6 protein-coding genes are annotated in these 21,059 nt (G+C 66.3%); 5 read left to right on the forward strand and 1 reads right to left on the reverse strand.

Features of this window, described 5'->3' with window-relative positions:
• Nucleotides 1-30: 30 nt before the first annotated feature.
• Complete coding sequence (locus tag U4Y90_RS32920; protein WP_321801003.1) at nt 31-1,770, reverse strand: cyclic peptide export ABC transporter; 1,740 nt, start codon at nt 1,768-1,770, stop codon at nt 31-33.
• Between the two features lie 216 nt (nt 1,771-1,986).
• Here U4Y90_RS32920 and U4Y90_RS32925 point away from each other — a divergent pair, with 216 nt between their 5' ends.
• Genes U4Y90_RS32925 through U4Y90_RS32945 form a run of 5 tightly spaced genes read left to right on the forward strand, consistent with a single transcriptional unit; the run spans nt 1,987 to nt 21,013 of the window.
• The gene (locus U4Y90_RS32925; protein WP_321801004.1) at nt 1,987-11,538 is read left to right on the forward strand and encodes a non-ribosomal peptide synthetase; all 9,552 of its coding nucleotides are present in this window, start codon (nt 1,987-1,989) and stop codon (nt 11,536-11,538) included.
• Nucleotides 11,539-11,563: 25 nt separating this feature from the next.
• Nucleotides 11,564-16,525, forward strand: a complete 4,962-nt coding sequence (locus tag U4Y90_RS32930) for a non-ribosomal peptide synthetase (RefSeq protein ID WP_321801005.1) — start codon at nt 11,564-11,566, stop codon at nt 16,523-16,525.
• A 13-nt stretch (nt 16,526-16,538) separates the two neighbouring features.
• Entirely contained in the window at nt 16,539-17,900 is a 1,362-nt protein-coding gene (locus U4Y90_RS32935) for a lysine N(6)-hydroxylase/L-ornithine N(5)-oxygenase family protein (RefSeq protein WP_321801006.1), read from the forward strand.
• Between the two features lie 48 nt (nt 17,901-17,948).
• Complete coding sequence (locus tag U4Y90_RS32940) at nt 17,949-20,117, forward strand: TonB-dependent siderophore receptor (protein ID WP_321801008.1); 2,169 nt, start codon at nt 17,949-17,951, stop codon at nt 20,115-20,117.
• Between the two features lie 50 nt (nt 20,118-20,167).
• Entirely contained in the window at nt 20,168-21,013 is an 846-nt protein-coding gene (locus U4Y90_RS32945; protein ID WP_321801010.1) for a N(5)-hydroxyornithine transformylase PvdF, read from the forward strand.
• The last annotated feature ends 46 nt before the right edge of the window (nt 21,014-21,059 follow it).

Raw genomic sequence — 21,059 nt, forward strand, 5'->3', positions numbered from 1 at the left:
AAAAACGGGGCGTGGCGCCCCGTTCCTCTTTCACCCCAACGTCCCGTTCGCCTGCGCATCCGCCATCGCGGGCCTCATGCCGCCGCGTGTCTCGTTCACCACCATCCCGTTCTCCAGCTTGAGGACCCGATCCGCGATCGAAAAATAGCGGTCATCGTGGGTCACGACAATCACCGTCTTGCCACGCGCGCGCAACTCAGGCAACAACTGCTCGTAGAACACCGCCTTGAAGGCCGGGTCCTGATCCGCGGCCCATTCGTCGAAGAGATAGAGCGGCCGGTCCTCAAGATACGCGACCACCAGCGCGAGCCGCTTGCGCTGTCCGGTGGAAAGCGAGCGCGTGGAGAAGGCGCCGTCGACGACCTTGACCTTGTGATCCAGCGACAGCTTCGCGACGAGCGCGTTCGCGCGCGCATCGGCGGCGGCGCGCGATGCATCGTTCGGATCGACGATGCCGAGCAGCGCATCGAAGAGATGGAAGTCGTTGAACACCGCCGTGAAGCGCTCGCGATACGCCGCGCGATCCTCCACGCCGACCGCCTTGCCATCGACTTCGATCACGCCCGACTCGGGCTCGTAAAGCCCGGTCAGGACCTTCGCGAGCGTCGTCTTGCCGCTGCCGTTTCCGCCGACGATGAACACGAGCTCGCCCGGCCTGAACGTCAGATCGACGGGACCGATGCGGAACACGCGCTCGTCGCGCTCATGGAAGTACGAGTGCGTGACGTCGCGCATCGTGAGCGTGCGAAAGCCCGCATCGTGCGTCGATGAAGCCGCCGGCGAAGACACGCGCAGACTGCCGAACTCCGCCATCACCTTCTCGATGCGCGCAAGCGAAACGCGCGCCGCGTTCAACGTGGGAATGTTGTTGAGCAGGCCGTCGAGCGGCACGAGCATGAAAAGAAACACGACGACATAGCCCGCGCTCGCGCCCGCATCCGCGCGCACGCCGAGCGACGGCCAGAACGCCGCCGCACCGAGAAACCCATAGAACAGGAAGATGATCCAGCCCACGCCGACCGCATACGCGCTGAACGCACGCCGGCGATGATCGCGCACTTCGCCGATCGCCGCGCCCAGTTGTCCGTCGACGAACTGTTGCGCGCGCGCGCGATGCAGCTTCAGTTCCTTCGCGCCCGCGAACAGCGCGCCGAGATAGCCGAACAGCTTGTCCTGCGATTGCCCCGCCGCTTCGAGCGATGCGATCGCGCGTCTGTCGCCGAGGTGATAGCCGAGCGATCCCGTGACGATGGCGGCGAGCGCGAGCAGGCACACCGGCCACGAGAGCCACGCGAGATAACCGAGGCAGCCGAACACGATCGAACCGTGCATCACGATGTTCGGCAGCGCGAAGAAGAGCATCGACACGTTGGTGGCGTCGTCGGTCAGCACGGACTGCACGGGCGCCGCGCCGATGCGCTCGACATCGCGCAACTCGGCCGCCGCGACGCGACGCGCGACGTGTTCGCGCAGTTGCGCCATCGTGTCCTGCGAGAGACGCGCGAAGAGCACGCCCGAGATCACGCGCGTGAAGAGCGCGATCACCGCGCACGCCGCGAAGCGCCAGGCGAGCGCGACATCGGCGGACGATGGCGTCGATAACGCGCGATCGAGTGTGGCGACGAGCATCACGCTCGCGATGCCGTTCATCACGCATGCGACGAGCGCGACCGCGAATGCGCCGCGTGAGCGCCTGAGCAGCGCGAGGATCAAACGTGCCGCGGGCTTGTGCGTGGCGGAGGAATCTAAAGGCTCGTTGATGGCAGTCATAGGCAAGGCGTCATGAAGTCCGGAAAGCGGCGCTGAACGCGCCTCTACATAGAGACGTTTCAGCGCGGCGAATCTTTAGCGCGCATCGAGCGCACGAAATGCGGTAAAAATTTTTTCGCGCGAATCGTCATCCCGAGTGAAGCCGCATTTCCAGCGGCCCTCCGTTCGTGCCGCAGCTTTTTCCGATGCGGCCAGAACCCGAAGGAATTCATGCCGATGACGAGTTTCCCGACCGCGCTGCATCTTCGTATCAAGGCTCTTGCGCGCCTTCAACCCGACGCGCCCGCGCTCGCATTCAATGCACATGCCGGTGCGCGTCTCACACGCGGCGAACTCGATGTACGTGCGTCGCGGCTCGCCGCGCGTCTGCGCGCATCGGGCGTGGGCGCGGAAGTGCGCGTCGGCGTGCGTGTCGAGCGTTCGTGCGAATTGTTCGTCGCGTTGCTCGCCGTGCTGAAGGCGGGCGGCGTGTTCGTGCCGCTCGATCCGCATCATCCCGCCGCCCGCCTCGACTGGATCGCGAAGGATGCGAGCCTCGCGCACGGCATCGTCGATGCGAGCGCCGACACCGCGATGCGTGCGCGTTTCGCCCGATGCTTCGACGTCCAGCAGGACATCGCCGATGCACCCGCGTTCGATGAAGCCGCGCTCGTGCATCCGCGCGCGGCCGCGTACATGATCTACACGTCGGGATCGACGGGCACGCCCAAGGCCGTCGTCGTCGAGCATGGTCCGCTCGCCGCGCATTGCGATGCGCTCGTGGCCGCGCTCGGCATCGGCGAGGGCGATGGCCTGCTGCACTTCGCGTCGGTCAATTTCGATGCGGCGCACGAATGCTGGCTCGCGCCGCTCGCGGCGGGCGCGCGCGTCGTCATCACCGCGCCGCCGCCGTTCGCGCCCGAAGCCGCTCATGCGCTGATCGAACGCGAAGGCGTGAACGTCGCGGCGTTTCCGCCTGCATATCTGCGCGAGTTCGCGTCCGTGGCCGAACGCAAGGGCGTGCCCCCCTCGTTGCGCGTGCTCGCGTTCGGCGGCGAGGCGCTGTCGCGTGAAGCGTTCGCGCGCGTGCGCCGCGTGTTCCCGGTGCAGCGTCTCATCAACGGATACGGACCGACCGAAGCGGTCATCTCGCCGATGCTGTGGCCGGTCGAGCCGCACGTCACGCCCGAGCTGGGCGATGCCGATGCGTATGCGTCGCTGCCGATCGGACGCGTGATCGGTCCGCGTGTCGCGCGCATCGACGACGGCGAGTTGCTGCTCGGCGGCGCTTGCATCGCGCGCGGCTATCACGGGCGCGCGGCGCTGACCGCCGAGCGTTTCGTGCCGGATGCATCGGGCGAGCCGGGCGCGCGCATCTATCGCACGGGCGATCTCGCGCGCGAACGTGCCGACGGCGCTTACGACTATCTCGGCCGCATCGACGATCAGGTGCAGATTCGCGGCGTGCGCGTCGAGCCCGCGGAAATCGCCGCGTGTCTGCGTGCGCATCCATCGGTTCGCGATGCGGCCGTGCTCGCCCATTCGAGCAATGGCCGCACGCAACTAACCGCCTGTCTCGTGTTCGCCCACGATGCTGCAAGCGATGCCGCGCTGAAGACGTATCTCGCGGAGCACTTGCCCGCAGCGTGGCAACCGCATCGCCATGTGCGGCTCGAGCGCCTGCCTTATACCTTGAACGGCAAGCTCGACCGCGATGCGCTCAAGGCGCAAGTCGCTTCGGCATCCGCGACGCCATACGGCGCGGAATACATCGAACCGTCGACCGATACCGAGCGACGCCTCGCGCAAATCTGGCAACGGATTCTCGACGATGCCGCGCCTGTCGGACGCGCCGATCGCTTCTTCGTGCGCGGCGGCGATTCGCTCGCGGCGATGCAATTGCAAGCGGCGATTCGCATCGACTGCTGCGTGAATCTGCGTCTCGATGCGATCTTCGCCGATCCGTCGCTGCAAGCGCTGGCCGCTACGCTCGATGCGAGCGACAAGGAGAAGGGCGGTCCGATCATCGTCAAAGGCGCGGCATCGACGAACGCGCGTCATATCGACCGGCCCGCATCGTTCGCGCAGCAACGCTTCTGGGTGCTGGCGCAGACGCGCGACGCCGGTTCGGCGTATCACATCGCGGGCCATTGGGATATCAGCGGCAAACTCGATGCGGACGCGTTGCAGTGTGCGCTCGACCATGTGATCGAGCGGCACGAGGCATGGCGCACGACGCTCGTCGAGAACGAAGACGGCATCGTGATGCAGCGCATTCACGCAGCCCTGCCGGTGACGATTCAGCGTGTGAGCGCGAATTCCGACGCGCTGGAGCAACGGCATGCGAGCGAAGCATTCGATCTGTCGAACGGTCCGCTGTTGCGCGCGACGCTCGTATCGTCGGGCGATGCATCGCATCGTCTGCTGTTGACCGCTCATCACGCGATCACCGATGGCTACAGCTCGCGCGTCGTCTTCGACGAGCTCGCTCATGCGTACAGCGCCTATGCGCGAGGAAAGTCGCCCTCGCTGGCTCCGCTGCCGATTCAATATGCGGACTATGCGCAATGGCAGCGCGAACTCGTCGCGGGTGAAGAGGGCGAACGTCAGCTCGGATATTGGCGCAAGGCGCTCGATGCAGCGCCCGGTCCGCTCGCGCTTCCCTATGACCGCGCGCGTCCCGCCGAACGCGATCATCGTGGCGGACGCGTGTCGTTGCGTCTGTCCGTCGATACGTCGAATGCGTTGCGGGAACTCGCACGCGACAGGCACGCATCGCCGTTCGTCGTGCTGCTGAGCGCGTTCGATGCATGGCTTCATCGGCTCACCGGCGCAAACGATTTCGTTGTCGCGACGCCGGTCGCGCATCGGCAGCGCCCCGAGACCGCCGCGCTCATCGGCCTGTGCCTGAACACGCTGGCCTTGCGGGCGCGCGTCGATGCCCGTCAGACGTTCTCCGAGTTGCTCGACGCGACGCGCACGCACGCGCTCGATGCGTTCGCGCATCAGGACGTGCCGTTCGATCGCGTGCTCGATGCGGTGAAGCCGCCCGTCGCGCGCGGCGACGAATGGTTGCGCGTGAAGCTGGCGCAACAGTTCGATGCGGAGCTTACGGCCACGTTGCCGGATGCATCCGCGATCGCGACGCCCGGCCCCGATCTCGCGGCGCGCTTCGATTTCGCGCTCGATTTCACCGACGATGCGCGCGGCATCGAACTCGTTGCGGCCCACGCGCGCGATTGCATCGACGACGGCACCGCGCACGCATGGCTCGCGAGCTTCGCGACGCTCGTCGCGGATGCGGTGCGCGATCCCTCGCGTTCGATCGCGGCGCTCGATTGCACGACGCAACGCGCATCGCAGCAAGGCCGCGTGCTCGCTTTCGACGCCGACGACGTACTCTCGCTGATCGCGCAACATGCAGGCGCGACGCCGCATGCCATCGCGCTTGCGGACGCGCATACGCAAATCAGCTACGCCGAACTCGACGATGCATCGAACCGCGTCGCGCTCGCGTTGCGTCACAACCGCGCGCGGGCGGAAGCGGCGGTGGCGGTGTGCATCGAACGTTCGGTGCGCTTCGTCGTGGCGTTGATCGGCGCGATGAAGTCGGGCGCGTATGCGGTGCCGCTCGATCCGTCGATGCCGCAAACGAGGCTCGACGCCGCGATCGAAGCATGCGGCGCGCGCCTCGCGCTCATCGCGACGAAGGACGACAACGCGCCGCGCGCGCTCGGCCATGCGCGATTGCTCGATGCCGACACCCTCGCGCACGATGCATCGCTCGCGAATGCCGCTGTGCAGCGCGTACGGCCCGCACCGGCGCAAACCGCTTACGTGATCTTCACATCCGGTTCGACAGGCACGCCGAAAGGCGTCGCGGTGTCGCATCGCGCGCTCGCCGATTACGTGCAAGGCATGCTCGACGAACTCGCGTTCGCGCCCGGCGCATCGATGGCGATGGTCTCGACCGTCGCCGCCGATCTCGGTCACACGACGCTCTTCGGCGCGCTGTGCTCGGGCCGCACGCTGCATCTCTTGCCCGCTCGATGCGCGTTCGATCCGGACCGCTTCGCCGCCGAAATGCGTGCGCGCGAAGTCGGCGTGTTGAAGATCGTGCCCAGTCATCTGCATGCGCTGCTCGAAGCGCAAGATCCCGCCGACGTCCTGCCTTCGCATGCGCTCGTGACGGGCGGCGAGTCGTTGCCGTGGGCGCTCGTCGACCGCGTGAAGGCGTTGAAGCCGTCGTGCCGCGTGATCAATCACTACGGTCCGACCGAAGCGACGGTGGGCGCGATCGCGTGCGACGCCTCCGCGTTCGCCGCTCATGAACGTGGCGCGCAGGGTGTGCCGCTCGGACGTCCGCTGCCCAATGCCCACGCCTATGTTTTCGATGCATCCGGCGCGTGTGTGCCGCCCGGCGGTATCGGCGAATTGCATCTCGGCGGACCGGGCATCGCGCGCGGGTATCTCGGACGTGCCGCGGCGACGGCGGAGCGCTTCGTGCCGCATCCGTTCGCGCAGGGCGAGCGGCTCTATCGCACGGGAGATCGCGTGCGTCTGCTCGCGGATGGCCGGCTCGCATTCCTCGGCCGCCTCGACGATCAGGTCAAGATTCGCGGCTATCGCGTCGAGCCGGGCGAGGTCAGCGCGGCGCTGCGCGCGATCGAAGGCGTGGCCCAGGCCGAAACGCTGCCCGTCGATCGCGATGACCGCCTGCAACTCGCGTCCTTCGTGACCGGTTCCGTGCGAAGCGAGACCGCCTTGCGTGATGCGCTCGCCGCGCGCTTGCCCGACTACATGGTGCCCGCGACGATCATCGTGCTCGACACGCTTCCGGTCACGTCCAACGGCAAGATCGATCGAAGCGCGTTGCGCGCCATCGCGCTGAAGCCTGTCGAGCCGGCTGCAACGAGCGATGCGCCGCGCGGCGGAGCCGAAGAAGCGATCGCGTCGGTGTGGAAAGACGTGTTGAAGGCGAAACACGTCGGCCGCGACGACAACTTCTTCGAACTCGGCGGCGATTCGATTCTGGTGCTGCAAGTGATCGCGCGTTTGCGCAAACGCGGTCTGCGCGCGACGCCGAAGCAAGTCTTCGATAACGCGACGGTGGCGCAACTCGCGCTCATCGCGAAGCCGATCGACAGCGCCGAAGCGAAAGCGCCGGTTGCCGCGGCGAAACACGCGGACGAAGCCGCCGCGCTGACGCCCGCGCAACTGCGCTTCTTCGCGCTCGATATCCCGCAACGCGGCCACTGGAATCAATCGGTCGAATTCGACGCGCATGCATCGTTCGATCTCGATGCCTTCGCGCGCGCGTTCGATGCATTGCTCACGCATCACGCGATCTTCCGCCAGCGCTTCGAGCGCGATGGCGCGACCAACGCATGGCGCATCGTGCAGGCGCCGAAGGCCTTCGATGCGCTGCCGCTCGCGGCCCTCGCCGCGAACGATGAAGCCGATGCGCTCGCGCAGTTCGATGCGATTCAACGCGCGCTCGACATTTCACGCGGGCCGCTCGCATGCGCGCTGGCCGCGTCGCTGCCGAACGGACGCACGAAGCTGTATCTGGCGATTCATCATCTGATCGTCGATGGCGTCTCGTGGCGCATCCTGCTCGACGACCTGCTGAGCGCCTATCGGGCGGCGCAAACGCGCGGCATCGCGCGTCTGACGCGCACCGGTACAACGGCGTCGCAATGGGCCGCGCGCCTTGCCGAGGCCGCACGCGATCCGCGCGCTCCGTTCGCCGGCGAGGCGAACTACTGGACGACGACGCTCGCTTCAGGCGATGACCTGCGTCTCGACCATCCCGAAGCGAAGGCGACGAACGCCGATGCCGTCGTCATCGAACAGACGCTCGATGCCATGCTCACGCGCGCCGTGCTCGCGGATGCGAACCTCGCGTATCGCACGCAGACGATCGAAGTGTTGATCGCGGCGCTCGCGCATGCGATCGGCGCGACATGCCGCATCGAACTCGAAGGCCATGGCCGGGAAGCGCTCTTCGACGATATCGACGCGAGCCGCACGCTCGGCTGGCTGACGAGTCACTATCCGGTGTCGGCGCCGGTGGAAGCGTCGCCGATCGAAACGCTCGCGGCTGTGAAAGACATGCTGCGCGGCGTGCCGAACAAGGGTCTCGGCTTCGGCGTGCTGCGCCATTACGGCGAAGAGGCGACGCGCGCATCGCTCGAAGCCTTGCCGCGCCCGCGCGTGACCTTCAACTATCTCGGCCAGTTCGATTCGCACGATTCGCACGATTCGCGCGACGCGGCATTCACGCCGCGCTTCGGCGGCGCGGGCTGCGAGCGCGATCCTTCGGGCCCGCTCGGCAATGCGCTCGCGATTCACGCTCACGTCGACGACAACACGGAACGCACGCTCAAATTGCACTGGGTCTACGGCTCGACGCAATTCGAACGAACGACGATCGAAGCGCTCGTGCAGCGGTTCGAAGACGCGCTCGCCGATATCGTTGCCGCGTGCGCCGCGCGCATCGCGAACAAGGGCGCAGGGGCGACGCCGGGCGATTTCCCGCTCGCGCGCGACGGCGGCCTGACGCAAGCGGCGCTCGAACGCCTCGCCGTCGATCTGCGCGGCGTCGCCGATATCTATCCGCTGGCGCCGATGCAGCAAGGCATCCTGTTCCACTCGCTGTTCGCGCCGGAGCAATCGACGTATGTGAATCAGCTTGCGGCGACGCTGATCGCACCGGATGTCGGGCGCTTGCGCGCGGCGTTCGAAGCGGCCGTGCCGCGTCACGATATTCTTCGGACCGGCTTTACACCCGACGAAGCCGCGCCGATGCAGATCGTGCATCGCCAGGCGCGCTTGCCGTTCGATGTGCTCGACTGGCGCGAACGCAGCGATGCATCGGCTGCGTTCGAAACGTGGCTTGCCGAAGATCGCGCGCGCGGCTTCGATCTCGCAGCGCCGCCGCTGATGCGCGTCACGCTGATCCGCCTCACGCACGACGAATGGCGCATCGTGTGGACGCGTCATCATCTGTTGCTCGACGGCTGGAGTACCGCGCGCATGTTCGCCGACGTGCTGCGCGATTACATCGAGCCGCCGCGCGCTCAGCCCTTTGCCGCGCATGCGAAGACGCGTTATCGCGACTTCATCGAATGGCTCGCCGCCCGCGACATTCAGGCGGATCAGGCGTTCTGGCTCGAACGTGTCGCGCGGCTGGACGAACCGACGCGCATTGCGCAACGCGACGCGAGCAACGAACCGACGCTCGGCGATCATCGCGCCTGGCGCGCAACGTTCGACGCCGCGACGACCGCACGTCTCACCGATACCGCGCGCCGTCTGCGCGTGACGCTCAACACGCTCGTGCAAGGCGCGTGGGCGCTCGTGCTGCAACGCATGACGCATCAGACGAGCGTGGCTTTCGGTGCGACGGTCGCGGGCCGTCCGGACGCACTCGCGGACATCGACGACGTCCTCGGGCTCTTCATCAACACGCTGCCGGTGATCGCCGCGCCGTTGCCGCAACGCGCCGCGTCTGACTGGTTGCGCGAACTGCAAGCGGATAACGCCGCGGCCAACGAACACGCGCATGTGCCGCTCGCGGACATCCAGCGTTGGGCGGGTCAAGGCGGCGGCGAATTGTTCGACACGCTCGTCGTGTTCGAAAACTATCCCGTCGATGAAGCATGGGCCGGCCGCGATGAACGCGCGTTGAAGATGCGCGGCCTGCGCAACATCGAATCGACGGACTTCGCGCTGACGCTCGTGGTGGAGGCGGGCGAGTCGATCGTCATCGATTACGGATACGACGCGGCGCGCCTCGACGAATCGCGCGTGGCGGCGCTGCATCGCACGCTGTCCGCATGTCTCGATGCATTCGCCGCGAACGCCGATGCGCCGCTGGGCGCGATTTCCCTCGCCGCCGATGTCGTTCGTTTCAATGCGACGGCGCGCGCATGGAGCGATGTCGAAAGCCTGCCGCTGCAGCGGCAATTCGAACGGATGGCGAAGTCCGCGCCGGACGCCGTCGCGCTCGAAATGACCGCGGACAACGGCGCGGTGGAACGCATGACGTATGCCGAACTGAACGAGCGCGCGGATCGCGTCGCTGCCGCGCTCGCCGGTGCGGGCGTCGCGCAGGACACGGTGGTCGCCTTGTGCGTGGAGCGTTCGTTCGACATGGTCGTCGCGCTGTTCGGCGTGCTGAAGGCAGGCGCGGCGTATCTGCCGATCGATCCGGATTATCCGGCGGATCGCATCGCCTACTTGCTCGACGATGCAAAACCGGCTGTCGTGCTGACGCAGGCGCATTTGCATGGACGTGTGAAATCGGCCGCTTCGGCTGCGCGCGTCTTCGATATCCGCACGCTCATGCAGGCCGACGCGACGCACGCCGCGCCCATCGAAGTCTCCGACGCGCAACTCGCGTATCTGATCTACACATCCGGCTCGACAGGCAAGCCGAAAGGCGCGGGCAACACGCATGGCGCGCTGGCGAACCGGATCGCATGGATGCAGGACGCATATCGCCTGACGCGCGACGACGTCGTATTGCACAAGACGCCCTTCGGCTTCGACGTATCCGTATGGGAATTCGTGTGGCCGCTCGCGACCGGCGCGACACTCGCCATCGCGGCGCCCGGCGATCATCGCGATCCGGCGCGGCTCGTCGCGGCCATCGAAGGTCATCGCGTGAGCACGCTGCATTTCGTGCCGTCGATGCTCGCCGCGTTCGTCGCGCATATCGACGAGTTCGGCGACGCGCATCGCTGTGCAAGCATCGAGCGGATCGTCGCGAGCGGTGAAGCGCTCGCGCCCGAACTCGTCGCGCGCGTCGCGCGGTTGTTGCCGAACGCGCGGCTCTTCAACCTCTATGGCCCGACCGAAGCCGCCATCGATGTCTCGCATTGGACCTGCGGCGCGGGCGATATCGAATCGTCGTCGGTGCCGATCGGTCATCCGATCGCGAATCTGCAACTGCACGTGCTCGACGCGGCGCTGCATCCGGTGCCCGAGGGCGGCATCGGCGAACTGTATCTGGGCGGGGCGGGCCTCGCGCGCGGCTATCTCGGGCGCGCATCGCTGAGCGCCGAGCGCTTCGTGCCCGATCCGTTCGTCGCGGGCGCGCGGCTGTATCGCACGGGCGATCTCGCGCGTCGCCGCGACGACGGCGCGCTCGACTATCTCGGCCGTATCGACACACAGGTGAAGCTGCGCGGACAGCGCATCGAGCCGGGCGAGATCGAGGCGCTGCTGCGCGCCGAGCCAGACGTGCGCGATGCGGTCGTGATCGTGCGCGACGAGCAGTTGATCGGCTACGTCGCGTGCGCGGCGTCCGCTTCTTTCGATCAAGCCGCCGTGCTCGCATCGTTGCGCTCGCAGCTTCCTGCCTACATGGTGCCCGCGCATGTGATCGCGCTCGACGCGTTGCCGGTCACGCCGAACGGCAAGTGCGACCGCAATGCGCTGCCCGCGCCGGCGCGCACGCAACGCGCGCTCGAAGCGCCGCACACGCAGACCGAACGCGAACTGGCCGCGATCTGGCAGCGCGTGCTGCATCTCGACGCCATCGGCCGCGACGACGACTTCTTCGCGCTGGGCGGCCACTCGCTGCTCGCGACGCAAGCGAACGCGCAGGCCAATCTGCGCTGGTCGCTCACGTTGCCGCTGCGCACGCTATTCGACGAACGCACGCTCGCGCGCTGCGCCACGGCGATCGACGAAGCGCTCGCTCGACGCGATGCGCAAGGCGGCGCACGCGACGCGGCGAGCGCCATCGATGCCCTGCTCGGCGAACTGGAGACGCAATGAAAACCGTAAGAGAAAGAGGAAACGCATGACGCAGACCCAACCCGATCTGCTCTCGCTCGCGACGCGCTTCGCGCAGTTGCCCGATGCGCAGCGCAAGGTGTTCGTCGCGCGGCTCGCCGATGCAGGCATCGACTTTCGCATGTTGCCGATTCCGCCGCGCGCGAGAGGCGACGCGTGCGAAGCGAGCGTGCCCGCATCGTTCGCGCAGACGCGTCTCTGGCTGCATGCGCGCATGATCGACGAACCGGCGGCCTATCACATCACCGAGCGCCTGCGGCTCGACGGTGCGCTCGATGCGAACGCACTGCGCCTCTCGTGCGATGCGTTGATCGCGCGTCATGAAGCGCTGCGCACGACGTTTTCCGAAGGCGCGGAGGGCGTGCTGCAAACGGTGCATGCGCCGATGCGCTGTCCGTGGCAGTCGGTGGATCTCACGCACGTTGCCGTTGCCGAGCGCGAAGCGCGGGCCGCCCCGCTCGCGCTCGCCGACGAGTCGCGCCCGTTCGATCTCGCGCATGCGCCGCTCGTGCGCGCGCATCTGATCAGGCTCGATGCGAACACGCACTGGCTTTCGCTGACGACGCATCACATCGTGTCGGATGGCTGGTCCGCCGATATCGCGCTGGCCGAACTCGCATCGTTCTATCGCGCGTATGCACGCGGCGAGGCGGTATCGGTCGCGCCGTTGCCGATTCAATACGCGGATTATGCGCTCTGGCAGCGTCGCTGGCTCGATGCGGGCGAGCGCGAGCGGCAGCTCGATTACTGGCGCGCGCGGCTCGATCCGTCACGCGACGTGTTGATGCTGCCCGGCGCGGCCGCGCGTCCCGGCGAGCGCAGCGCGCGCGGCGCACGTCATCTGTTTACGCTCGACGCAGCGCTTGCGGCGCGAGTGCGCGCCTTCGCCAACGAATATCGCGCGACGCCGTTTGCCGTGCTGCTCGCCGCGCTGAATGCGCTCTTCGCGCGCGCATCGGGTGAAGCGCATATCCAGATCGGCGTGCCCGCGGCGAACCGGGAGCGCGCGGAAACCGCGGGACTCATCGGCTTCTTCGTCAACACGCTGACGCTGGCCGCGCGCGTCGATGCAACGCGGCCGTTCTCGACGCTCGTCGATGCCGCGCACGGCGCGCTTGTCGATGCGCAGTCGCATCAGGACGTGCCGTTCGAGCACGTGGTGGAAGCGCTCGGCGTCGTGCGCAGCGCGAGCCATCATCCGCTGTTTCAGGTGATGGCGGCCTACGGCGCGCGCCGCACGCTGCCTTCGTTCGCCGATGTGCGCGCCACCGAACTGCCTTCCGGCACGCCGTTCGCGAAGTTCGATCTGACGGCGAACTTCGAGGAGCGCCCGGACGGATCGCTGGCCGGGGCGTTCATCTATGCGCTGGATCTGTTCGAGGCCGATGCCGTCGCGCGGCTCGCGCGCCGCTTCGTCGAGCTATTGCGCAATGCGCTCGATGCGCCGCGCACGCTCGTCGGCGATCTGCAATGGCTGCCGCAGGACGAGCGCGCGCAACTCGATGCATGGAATCGCAACGCGCCCGAGCGCGCGCCGGAATTCGTTTCCGTGCAGGCGCGCATCGCGCGTCATGCGCACGCGAAGCCGCACGCGCGCGGCTTCGCCGACATGGAGCGCGCCTTCACGCGCGGCGAAGCGGATGCGCGCGCGACGCGTATCGCGCAACGCCTCATCGATGCCGGCGTGCGCGCCGAAATGCGCGTGGGCGTCGCGTTGAACCGTTCGGTCGATCTGCTCGTCGGACTGATCGCGGCGCTGAAGTCGGGCGGCGCATTCGTGCCGCTCGATCCGAGCCATCCGCGCGAACGTCTGGCGCAGATTCTCGACGATGCGCATATCGAACACATCGTCACCGAGCGCGCGAGTCTCGATGCGTTGCCCGTTTCGCCGGACGCGCGCATCCTCCTCCTGGACGACGACAGCCTGTACGCCGACGATGAAACGTCGCGCATCGCCTTGCCCGACGTCGCAGCGGAACAGGCGGCCTACGCGATCTATACATCGGGATCGACTGGCAAGCCGAAGGGCGTGATCGTCGATCACGGCTCGTTCGCGCGCCATTGCGTGGCCATCGCGGAACGTTATGGCGCGACGGAGCGCGACACGTTCATGCTGTTCCAGTCGGTGAACTTCGACGGCGCGCACGAAGGCTGGTTCTCGCAGTACATCTCGGGCGCGGCGGTCGCGATCACCGCCGACACGCTCTGGCCGCCCGCGCTGACCTGCCGGCTCATGCGCAAGGAAGGCGTGACGATGACCTACGTGCCGCCCGGCTGCGCGACGCAGCTCGCGGAATGGGCGCTCGTGCACGGCGCACCGCCGACGCTGAAGTCGATCACGGTCGGTGGCGAAGCGACCTCGCGCGAGGCATTCGCGCTGATGCGCCGGGCGTTTCCGCAGGCGCGCATCGTCAATGGCTACGGTCCGACGGAAACCGTCATCACGCCGATGCTGTGGATGTTCAATCCGGGCGACGATCCCGCGAAGCTCGCGGACTGCGCGTATCTGCCGATCGGCACGCTCGTCGGTGCGCGCACCGCGCACGTGCTCGATGAGCGGTTGAATCCGCTGCCCGTCGGCGTGATCGGCGAGCTGTATCTCGGCGGCGAGGGCGTGGGCGTGGCGCGCGGCTATCTCGATCGTCCCGCGCTCACCGCCGAGCGCTTCGTGCCCGATCCTTATAACGTGCCGGGCGCGCGTCTCTATCGCACCGGCGATCTCGTGCGGCGCCGCGCCGATGGCGTATTCGATTTCATCGGCCGCGTCGATCATCAGGTGAAGCTGCGCGGCTTGCGCATCGAGCTCGGTGAAATCGAAGCGCAGCTCGCCGCCCATGACGATGTGCGCGAAGCATGTGCCGTGGTGCGCGGCAAGGGCGCGCAGGCGGCGCTCGTTGCCTATGTCGAATTGAAAGCCGATGCGCGCGAACGCGCCGCGCTCGGCCGCGCCGCCGACGCCGCCGAACTCGACGCGCATCTGCGTCGCACCTTGCCCGATTACATGGTGCCCGCGCATATCGTCGTGCTCGATGCGTTGCCGCGCAACGCGAACAGCAAGGTCGATCGCGCGGTGCTGCCGGAGCCGCCGAAGAAGGAGCGCATCTACGAAGCGCCGGCCGCCGGCACGGAAGCCGCGCTCGCGAAAATCTGGCGCGACGTGCTGAGCGTCGAGCGCGTGGGACGTGCGGATCATTTCTTCGAACTGGGCGGGCATTCGCTCGCGGCTGTGCGCGTCGCGACGCGCATCGCCGAAACGCTCGGGCGCGACGTGCCGGTGCGTGCGTTGTTCGAAACGCCGGTGCTCGCGCAATACGCGAAGCGCGTGCTGCAGGCGAATGCGTGCGAAGGGGCATCGGATGCCGGTCATATCGCATTCGAGCCCGACGACAAGGGCGTGTGGCCGCTTTCCGCCGCGCAACTCGGCCTCTGGTTTCTGTGGCGCGCGCAGCCGCAAAGCGCCGCTTACAACATCCCGGTCGCGCTGCGCCTGCGCGGTTCACTGGATGCCGACGCATTGCGTGAAGCGCTCGCGCAAGCAGCGGCGCGTCATCCGGCGTTGCGCGCGCAACTGGTCGAACGCGATGGCGCGCTGCCCGGTCAACGCATCACCCCGATGTGGCATGTCGAGCTGCCGGTGATCGATGTTGCGGGTTGCATCGACGAAGCGAAGCGCATCGCCGATGAAGACGCGCTCACGCCGTTCGATCTGGCCGGCGCAAAGCCGCTCTGGCGCGCGCGTCTGCTGCGTCTTGCCGATGACGATCACGTGCTGTCGCTCGTCGTGCATCACATCGTGTCGGACGGCACGTCGATCGATCTGTGGCTCGACGATATCCGCGCCACGTATGTCGCGTTGCAGAAGGGCGCGTCGGTGTCCGAGCGCGCGTCGGATGCGCTGGTGTTGCCATCGTCCGCGACGGCCGCGCGGCTCGCGTTCTGGCGCGATGCGCTGAAGGATCCGACGGCGATCGCGCTGCCCGCGCCCGCGTCGGGTCGCGTCGAGAATCCGCAGTGGCTCGCGAGCCGCATCGCATTCGATCTCGACGATGCGCTCGTTCAACGCGTGCGCGCGCTCGCCATGGACTGCCACGCCACGCTGCCGATGCTGCTGCACGCGGCGCTCAACGCGGCGCTGCATCGTCTGACGGGCGCGTGCGATCAGCCGGTCGGCGTGCTCGCATCGACACGCGAATCGACCGGCGATGCCGCGCGCGATGCACTGGGGCTCTTCATCAACGCGGTCGTCGTGCGCACGCACATGACGCACGACGATACGCCCGCGACCTTGCTCGCGACGGTGCGCGACGCGGCGCTCGCTGCCTATGCACACGCCGACGTGCCGTTCGCCGAGGTCGTCTCGGCGTTGAGCGCGCAGCGTCCCGGCGCGGGCAATCCGCTTTTCCAGGTGATGTTCAACTACCTTCGCCCCGCCGCGATGGCGACGCGCGACTGGGCCGGACTCGCGATCGAAGGCTTCGATGACGTACGTCATCGCGTCGTGTTCGATCTGGAGCTTGACGTCACGGAATATCCGGACGGTCGCGTGAGCTGCGCGTTTTCTTACGCGAACGAGCGCGTGGATGGCGCGTTCGTCGAGACGCTCGCGAAGCGTTACCTCGCGACCGTCGAACGGTTCGCGCATGCGCCGCATGAAGCCTTCGGCGCATGCGAACCGACGTTCGATGGCATGCGATACGACACAGATTCGACGCCTTCGAGCGAGGAAACCGACGAGACCCGGGCGCTCGCGGCGATCTGGAGCGAAAGCTTCGACGGTCAGCGCCTGACATCGCGCGACGACCTCTTCGCGGCGGGCGCGACTTCATTCGCCGTCGTGCGCTTCGTCGATGCGGCGCGCAAGGCGGGCTTCGACATCGCCATTCAGGACGTTTTCGCCACGCCGCATTTTGCGGGCCTCGCCGCGACGCTTGTGCGCCGCGTCGCGCTGGCATCGATCAATGACATCTGAGAGACACAGGGAAATGAAGAAAGAAACCGTATTCGATCTGATCGGCGTCGGCTTCGGGCCGTCGAATCTGTCGCTCGCCGTGCGCCTCGCGGAAGAGCGCGGCGCTTCGGGCACGAAGCATTGCTATATCGAACGGCAACCGGAGTTCGGCTGGCATCGCGACATGCTGCTCGACGATTGCCGCATGCAGATTTCGTTCCTCAAGGATCTCGTCACGCAGCGCGATCCGACGAGCCGCTTCACGTTCATCAACTATCTGTTCGAGCGCGGCCGTCTGAACGAGTTCGTGAACCTGAAGAACTTCTATCCGACACGCGTCGAGTTTCACGACTATCTGAGCTGGGTCGCGCGGGCCTTCGACGATCGCGTGCATTACGGGCAGAGCGTGACGGCCGTCGAGCCGGTGCTCGAAGCGAACGGCGACGTGAGCGCGCTGCGCGTCGTGTCGCAGGACGAGGATGGCCGCGAATGGCGACGCGTGACGAATGCGCTCTCGGTGGGCGTCGGCGGCACGGCGCGCGTGCCGGAGCCGTTCGCTTCGCTCGGGCCGCATAACGTGATTCATTCGTCGGCGTATCTGAGCTCGATCGAGCGCATCGCGGGCGATGGCCGCAACGGCAAGAAGCGCATCGCGGTGATCGGCGCGGGGCAGAGCGGGGCCGAGGTGTTCTCGGATCTCACGCGCCGCTTCCCGCATGTCGACGCGACGCTCGTGATTCGCGCGAGCGCGCTCAAGCCCGCCGACGACACGCCCTTCGTCAACGAGATCTTCAGCCCCGAGTTCACCGACGTCGTGTTCGCGCAATCGGAAGACGGACGGCGCGCGTTGATCGAGCGCTTCCGCGATACGAACTACGCCGTCGTCGATCGTCCGTTGATCGAGCAGATCTACGAAATGCTCTATCTGCAAAAGGTCTCCGACGAGACGCGGCATCGGCTGCTCGCGAACACGGCCATCGAAAACACCGCGCGCCGCGCCGACGGCGAGATCGAACTGACGATACGCGACGTGCTGACCGGACACGCGCGCGCGGAGCGCTTCGATGCGCTCGTGCTTGCGACGGGGTATCGGCGCGATACGCATCTGGCGCTGCTCGACACGCTCGCGCCGCATCTGGGCGATGCACTCGCTCAAGGCGACGTGGGCCGCGATTATCGGCTCGTCACGCCGTCGAACTTCAAGGCGCGCATCTATCTGCAAGGCTGCTGTGAAGACAGTCACGGCCTCTCCGACACGCTGCTTTCGGTGCTCGCGGTGCGCTCGGACGAGATCGCCGCATCGCTTGCCGAGGCGGGTCGTGAAAACGCCGCGGCACAAGCGGCGCAGACGAGGAAAACCGGGGTGAGCGGCGGCCGCGTGGCCGTGGCTCTTTGACGAAGTGGCGGCGTCGACGAGGCCGAATTGCGATTGGAGAAAAGAAGAATGATGCGGGGAAGAGGGAGACGCAGGAACGCGTTCGCGATAGCGGCAAGCGTGGCGTTCTGCGTGGCGGCAGCCGATCATGCGCGAGCGCAGGACGCGGCGCAGACGAGCACGTTGCCGGCGGTGCGCGTGAACGCTTCGGCGGGCAGCGACGACACGGTCGGACTCGTCGCGCGCAAGAGCCGCACCGGCACGAAGACCGATACGCCGATCGACGAGATTCCGCAGACGATCAACGTCGTCACGTCGACGCAGATCGAGGAAACGGGCGCGACCACCATCAACGAAGCGTTGCGCTATGTACCGGGTTTTTCGTCGTATGGCTCGGATGTGCGCTCCGACTGGTATTCGGCGCTGCGCGGCTTCACGCCGACGGTGTTCGTCGATGGCTTGCAAGTGCCCAATACGCTGAATCTTTCGAGCTGGCGCGTGGACCCGTACATGATCGACAGCATCACGATCCTGCGCGGACCGACATCGGTGCTCTATGGCCAGGGCGATCCGGGCGCGATCGTCGATGTGCAGAGCAAGCTTGCGGATGGCGGGCGCTATCGGGAAGCGGGCGTGCAGATCGGCAATTACGCGCGCAAGCAGGTGATGTTCGATATCGGCGACAAGATCGACAAGGACGGCACGTGGTCGTACCGCGTGCTCGCCGTCGGCCGGGATGGCAATTCGATGACCGGTCCGCATGCGGAGCAGCGCTTCGCGATCTCGCCATCGGTGCGCTGGCAGCCGAGCGCGAATACGTCGCTGACGATCGCGGCGAGCTATCTGCAGGACTGGGGCGATGCATCGAACAACTTCCTGCCCGCGCAAGGCACGGTGCTGCCGAATCCGAACGGAAAGATCTCGCCTGATCTCTACACCGGCGATCCGACGTATTCGTACTATCGCAAGAAGGAATGGTCGATCGGCTATCAGTTCGAGCACAAGTTCAACGATATCTGGACGTTCCGCCAGAACACGCGCTGGATGCATCTGTCGCTCGATAACGGCGCGGTGTGGGGCGCGGGCCTCGATCCGAGCGATCCGACCGAGCAGACGCTCGCGCGCTATGCCGGCTTGTTTCAGCCGAACTACAGCCGCTTCGATATCGACAATCAGGCGCAGGCGCGCTTCGGCACGGGGCCGCTCGAACATACGGTGCTGCTCGGCTTCGAGTACAACCGCCAGAACTCGACCGACAGCGAATGGCTCGCTCAGGCTCCGAGCCTGAACATGTACAACCCGGTCTATACGCCGGTATCGACTGCGATCTTCAGCGGCCCCGATTCGTTCGGCCAGACCAACACGCGCACGACGCTCGATTCGTTCGGGCTCTATGCGCAGGATCAGGTGAAGTGGAATCGCTGGGTGCTGACGGTTGGCGGCCGCGAGGACTGGAGCAACACGAAGCAGGATGACATCGTCGGCGGCACGCAACTGAAGCAGGACGACAGCGCGTTCACGGGCCGCGTCGGGTTGACGTATCTCGGCGATTACGGCCTGTCGCCGTACATCAGCTATTCGACATCGTTCAATCCGGTCATCGGCGTGAAGATGGCCGATGGCAGCCTGCCCGCGCCGACGAAGGGCAGGCAGATCGAAGCGGGAGTGCGCTGGCAACCGCCGGGCAAGAACCTGATGCTCGGCGCGGCGGTGTATCAGATCAACCAGAAGAATGTGCTCACGCCCGATCCGAACGATCCGACCGGCACGTTCTCCGTGCAGACGGGCGAAGTGCGCTCGCGCGGCATCGAGCTTTCGGCGGTGGGCAACGTGACGCGCAATCTGTCGGTGATCGCGGCATACGTCTATCAGGACGTGAAGAACATCAGCGCGAACGACGTGACGCTCGACAAGTGGCCGGTGTCGATTCCGCTGCCGCGTCAGATGGCATCGCTGTGGGCCGACTGGACGTGGCATTCGGGACCGCTCGACGGGCTCGGCTTCGGCGCGGGCATTCGCTATCAGAGCGGTCTTGCGGGCGCGGCGAACAACTCGCTCTATATCCCGAGCTACACCGTGTACGACGCGGCCGTTCACTACGACATCCCGCATTGGCGTTTCGCGGTGAACGCGTCGAACATCTTCAATCGCATGTTCGTGAGCGGTTGCCAGTCGGATTCGGCCTGCTTCTATGGCAATCCGCGCACGGTGATCGCGAGCGCCCGTTATAACTGGTGATGATCGTCGGCGGCGCTGCGTGCGTCGCCGATTCTTACGAGCAGGATTCAATGACGAAGCTAAAGCTGGTCTACATCATGTCCTTGCGCAACGCGGCGGCGGATCGCGCGGGACAGCATATCGAATACAAGGGCGGCACGCGTTACATGAAGTCGCCGCTCGAATATCTCGTCGAGCAACTCAATGCCTCGCCGCTGGGCGATTTGTATTCGCTCGAAGGCGTGATCTATGACGACGATGAAGGCTCGCCGCGAGATCGTGAAAAACTCGCTGGATATGGCTTTCGCCACGCGCAGGGCGGACAGTGGATTCATCCGCCGGAACTTGCCGTGCGGGGCGTGCCGGTGACGAGTCTGCTGCATGCGATTCCGTCTTCTTATCGGCGTCTGGCGATGGATGACGTCGTCGGGCGCGCGGCGCAGAAGAGCGCTTTCGAGAAGCGTCTGCTGGACAAGCTGCGTGCGCTCGAAGCGGATTTCGTCGTGCTCGACGGGCTGCTCGTGATTCTCGACGAGCTGATTCGTCCTGGTGCGGAGTATTGCCGGCGCATTGCGAATATTCATCCGGGGGTTACGCGGCTGGGCTCGCCGTTCGAACGGCGCGGTGCTTGTGCGACGCTCGATGCGCTGTATGGGGCGCGCGGCGAGCGCGTGGTCGACTGGAACACGATGCAGATGCAGGCCGCGCCGGTGATCGACCGGACGGGGGCTTCGTTTCATTACGTCGATAACGGGATCGATTCGGGTGAAGTGATTTTTGATGTGCTCGGGACGAGTATCGATCCTGCGGATTCCATTCTGGAATTGCGCTGGAATAACTTTCAGCGGAGTTTGTTTCCTGCGCTGGAAGGGGGGCTTTTGGCTATGGCCGAGAGTCTTGCTGGGGATGTGGTGTAGGGGGTTGGTTTTGGTTTGGTTTGGCTTTCGCCGGATCCCGTATTCG

Source organism: Caballeronia sp. J97 (genome assembly GCF_905220305.1).
GTDB lineage: Bacteria > Pseudomonadota > Gammaproteobacteria > Burkholderiales > Burkholderiaceae > Caballeronia.

Bases quoted from the DNA above. Each gene is read 5' to 3' on its own strand.
- U4Y90_RS32920 (WP_321801003.1), bottom strand. From the start codon at position 1,770: ATGACTGCCATCAACGAGCCTTTAGATTCCTCCGCCACGCACAAGCCC.
- U4Y90_RS32925 (WP_321801004.1), top strand. From the start codon at position 1,987: ATGACGAGTTTCCCGACCGCGCTGCATCTTCGTATCAAGGCTCTTGCG.
- U4Y90_RS32930 (WP_321801005.1), top strand. From the start codon at position 11,564: ATGACGCAGACCCAACCCGATCTGCTCTCGCTCGCGACGCGCTTCGCG.
- U4Y90_RS32935 (WP_321801006.1), top strand. From the start codon at position 16,539: ATGAAGAAAGAAACCGTATTCGATCTGATCGGCGTCGGCTTCGGGCCG.
- U4Y90_RS32940 (WP_321801008.1), top strand. From the start codon at position 17,949: ATGATGCGGGGAAGAGGGAGACGCAGGAACGCGTTCGCGATAGCGGCA.
- U4Y90_RS32945 (WP_321801010.1), top strand. From the start codon at position 20,168: ATGACGAAGCTAAAGCTGGTCTACATCATGTCCTTGCGCAACGCGGCG.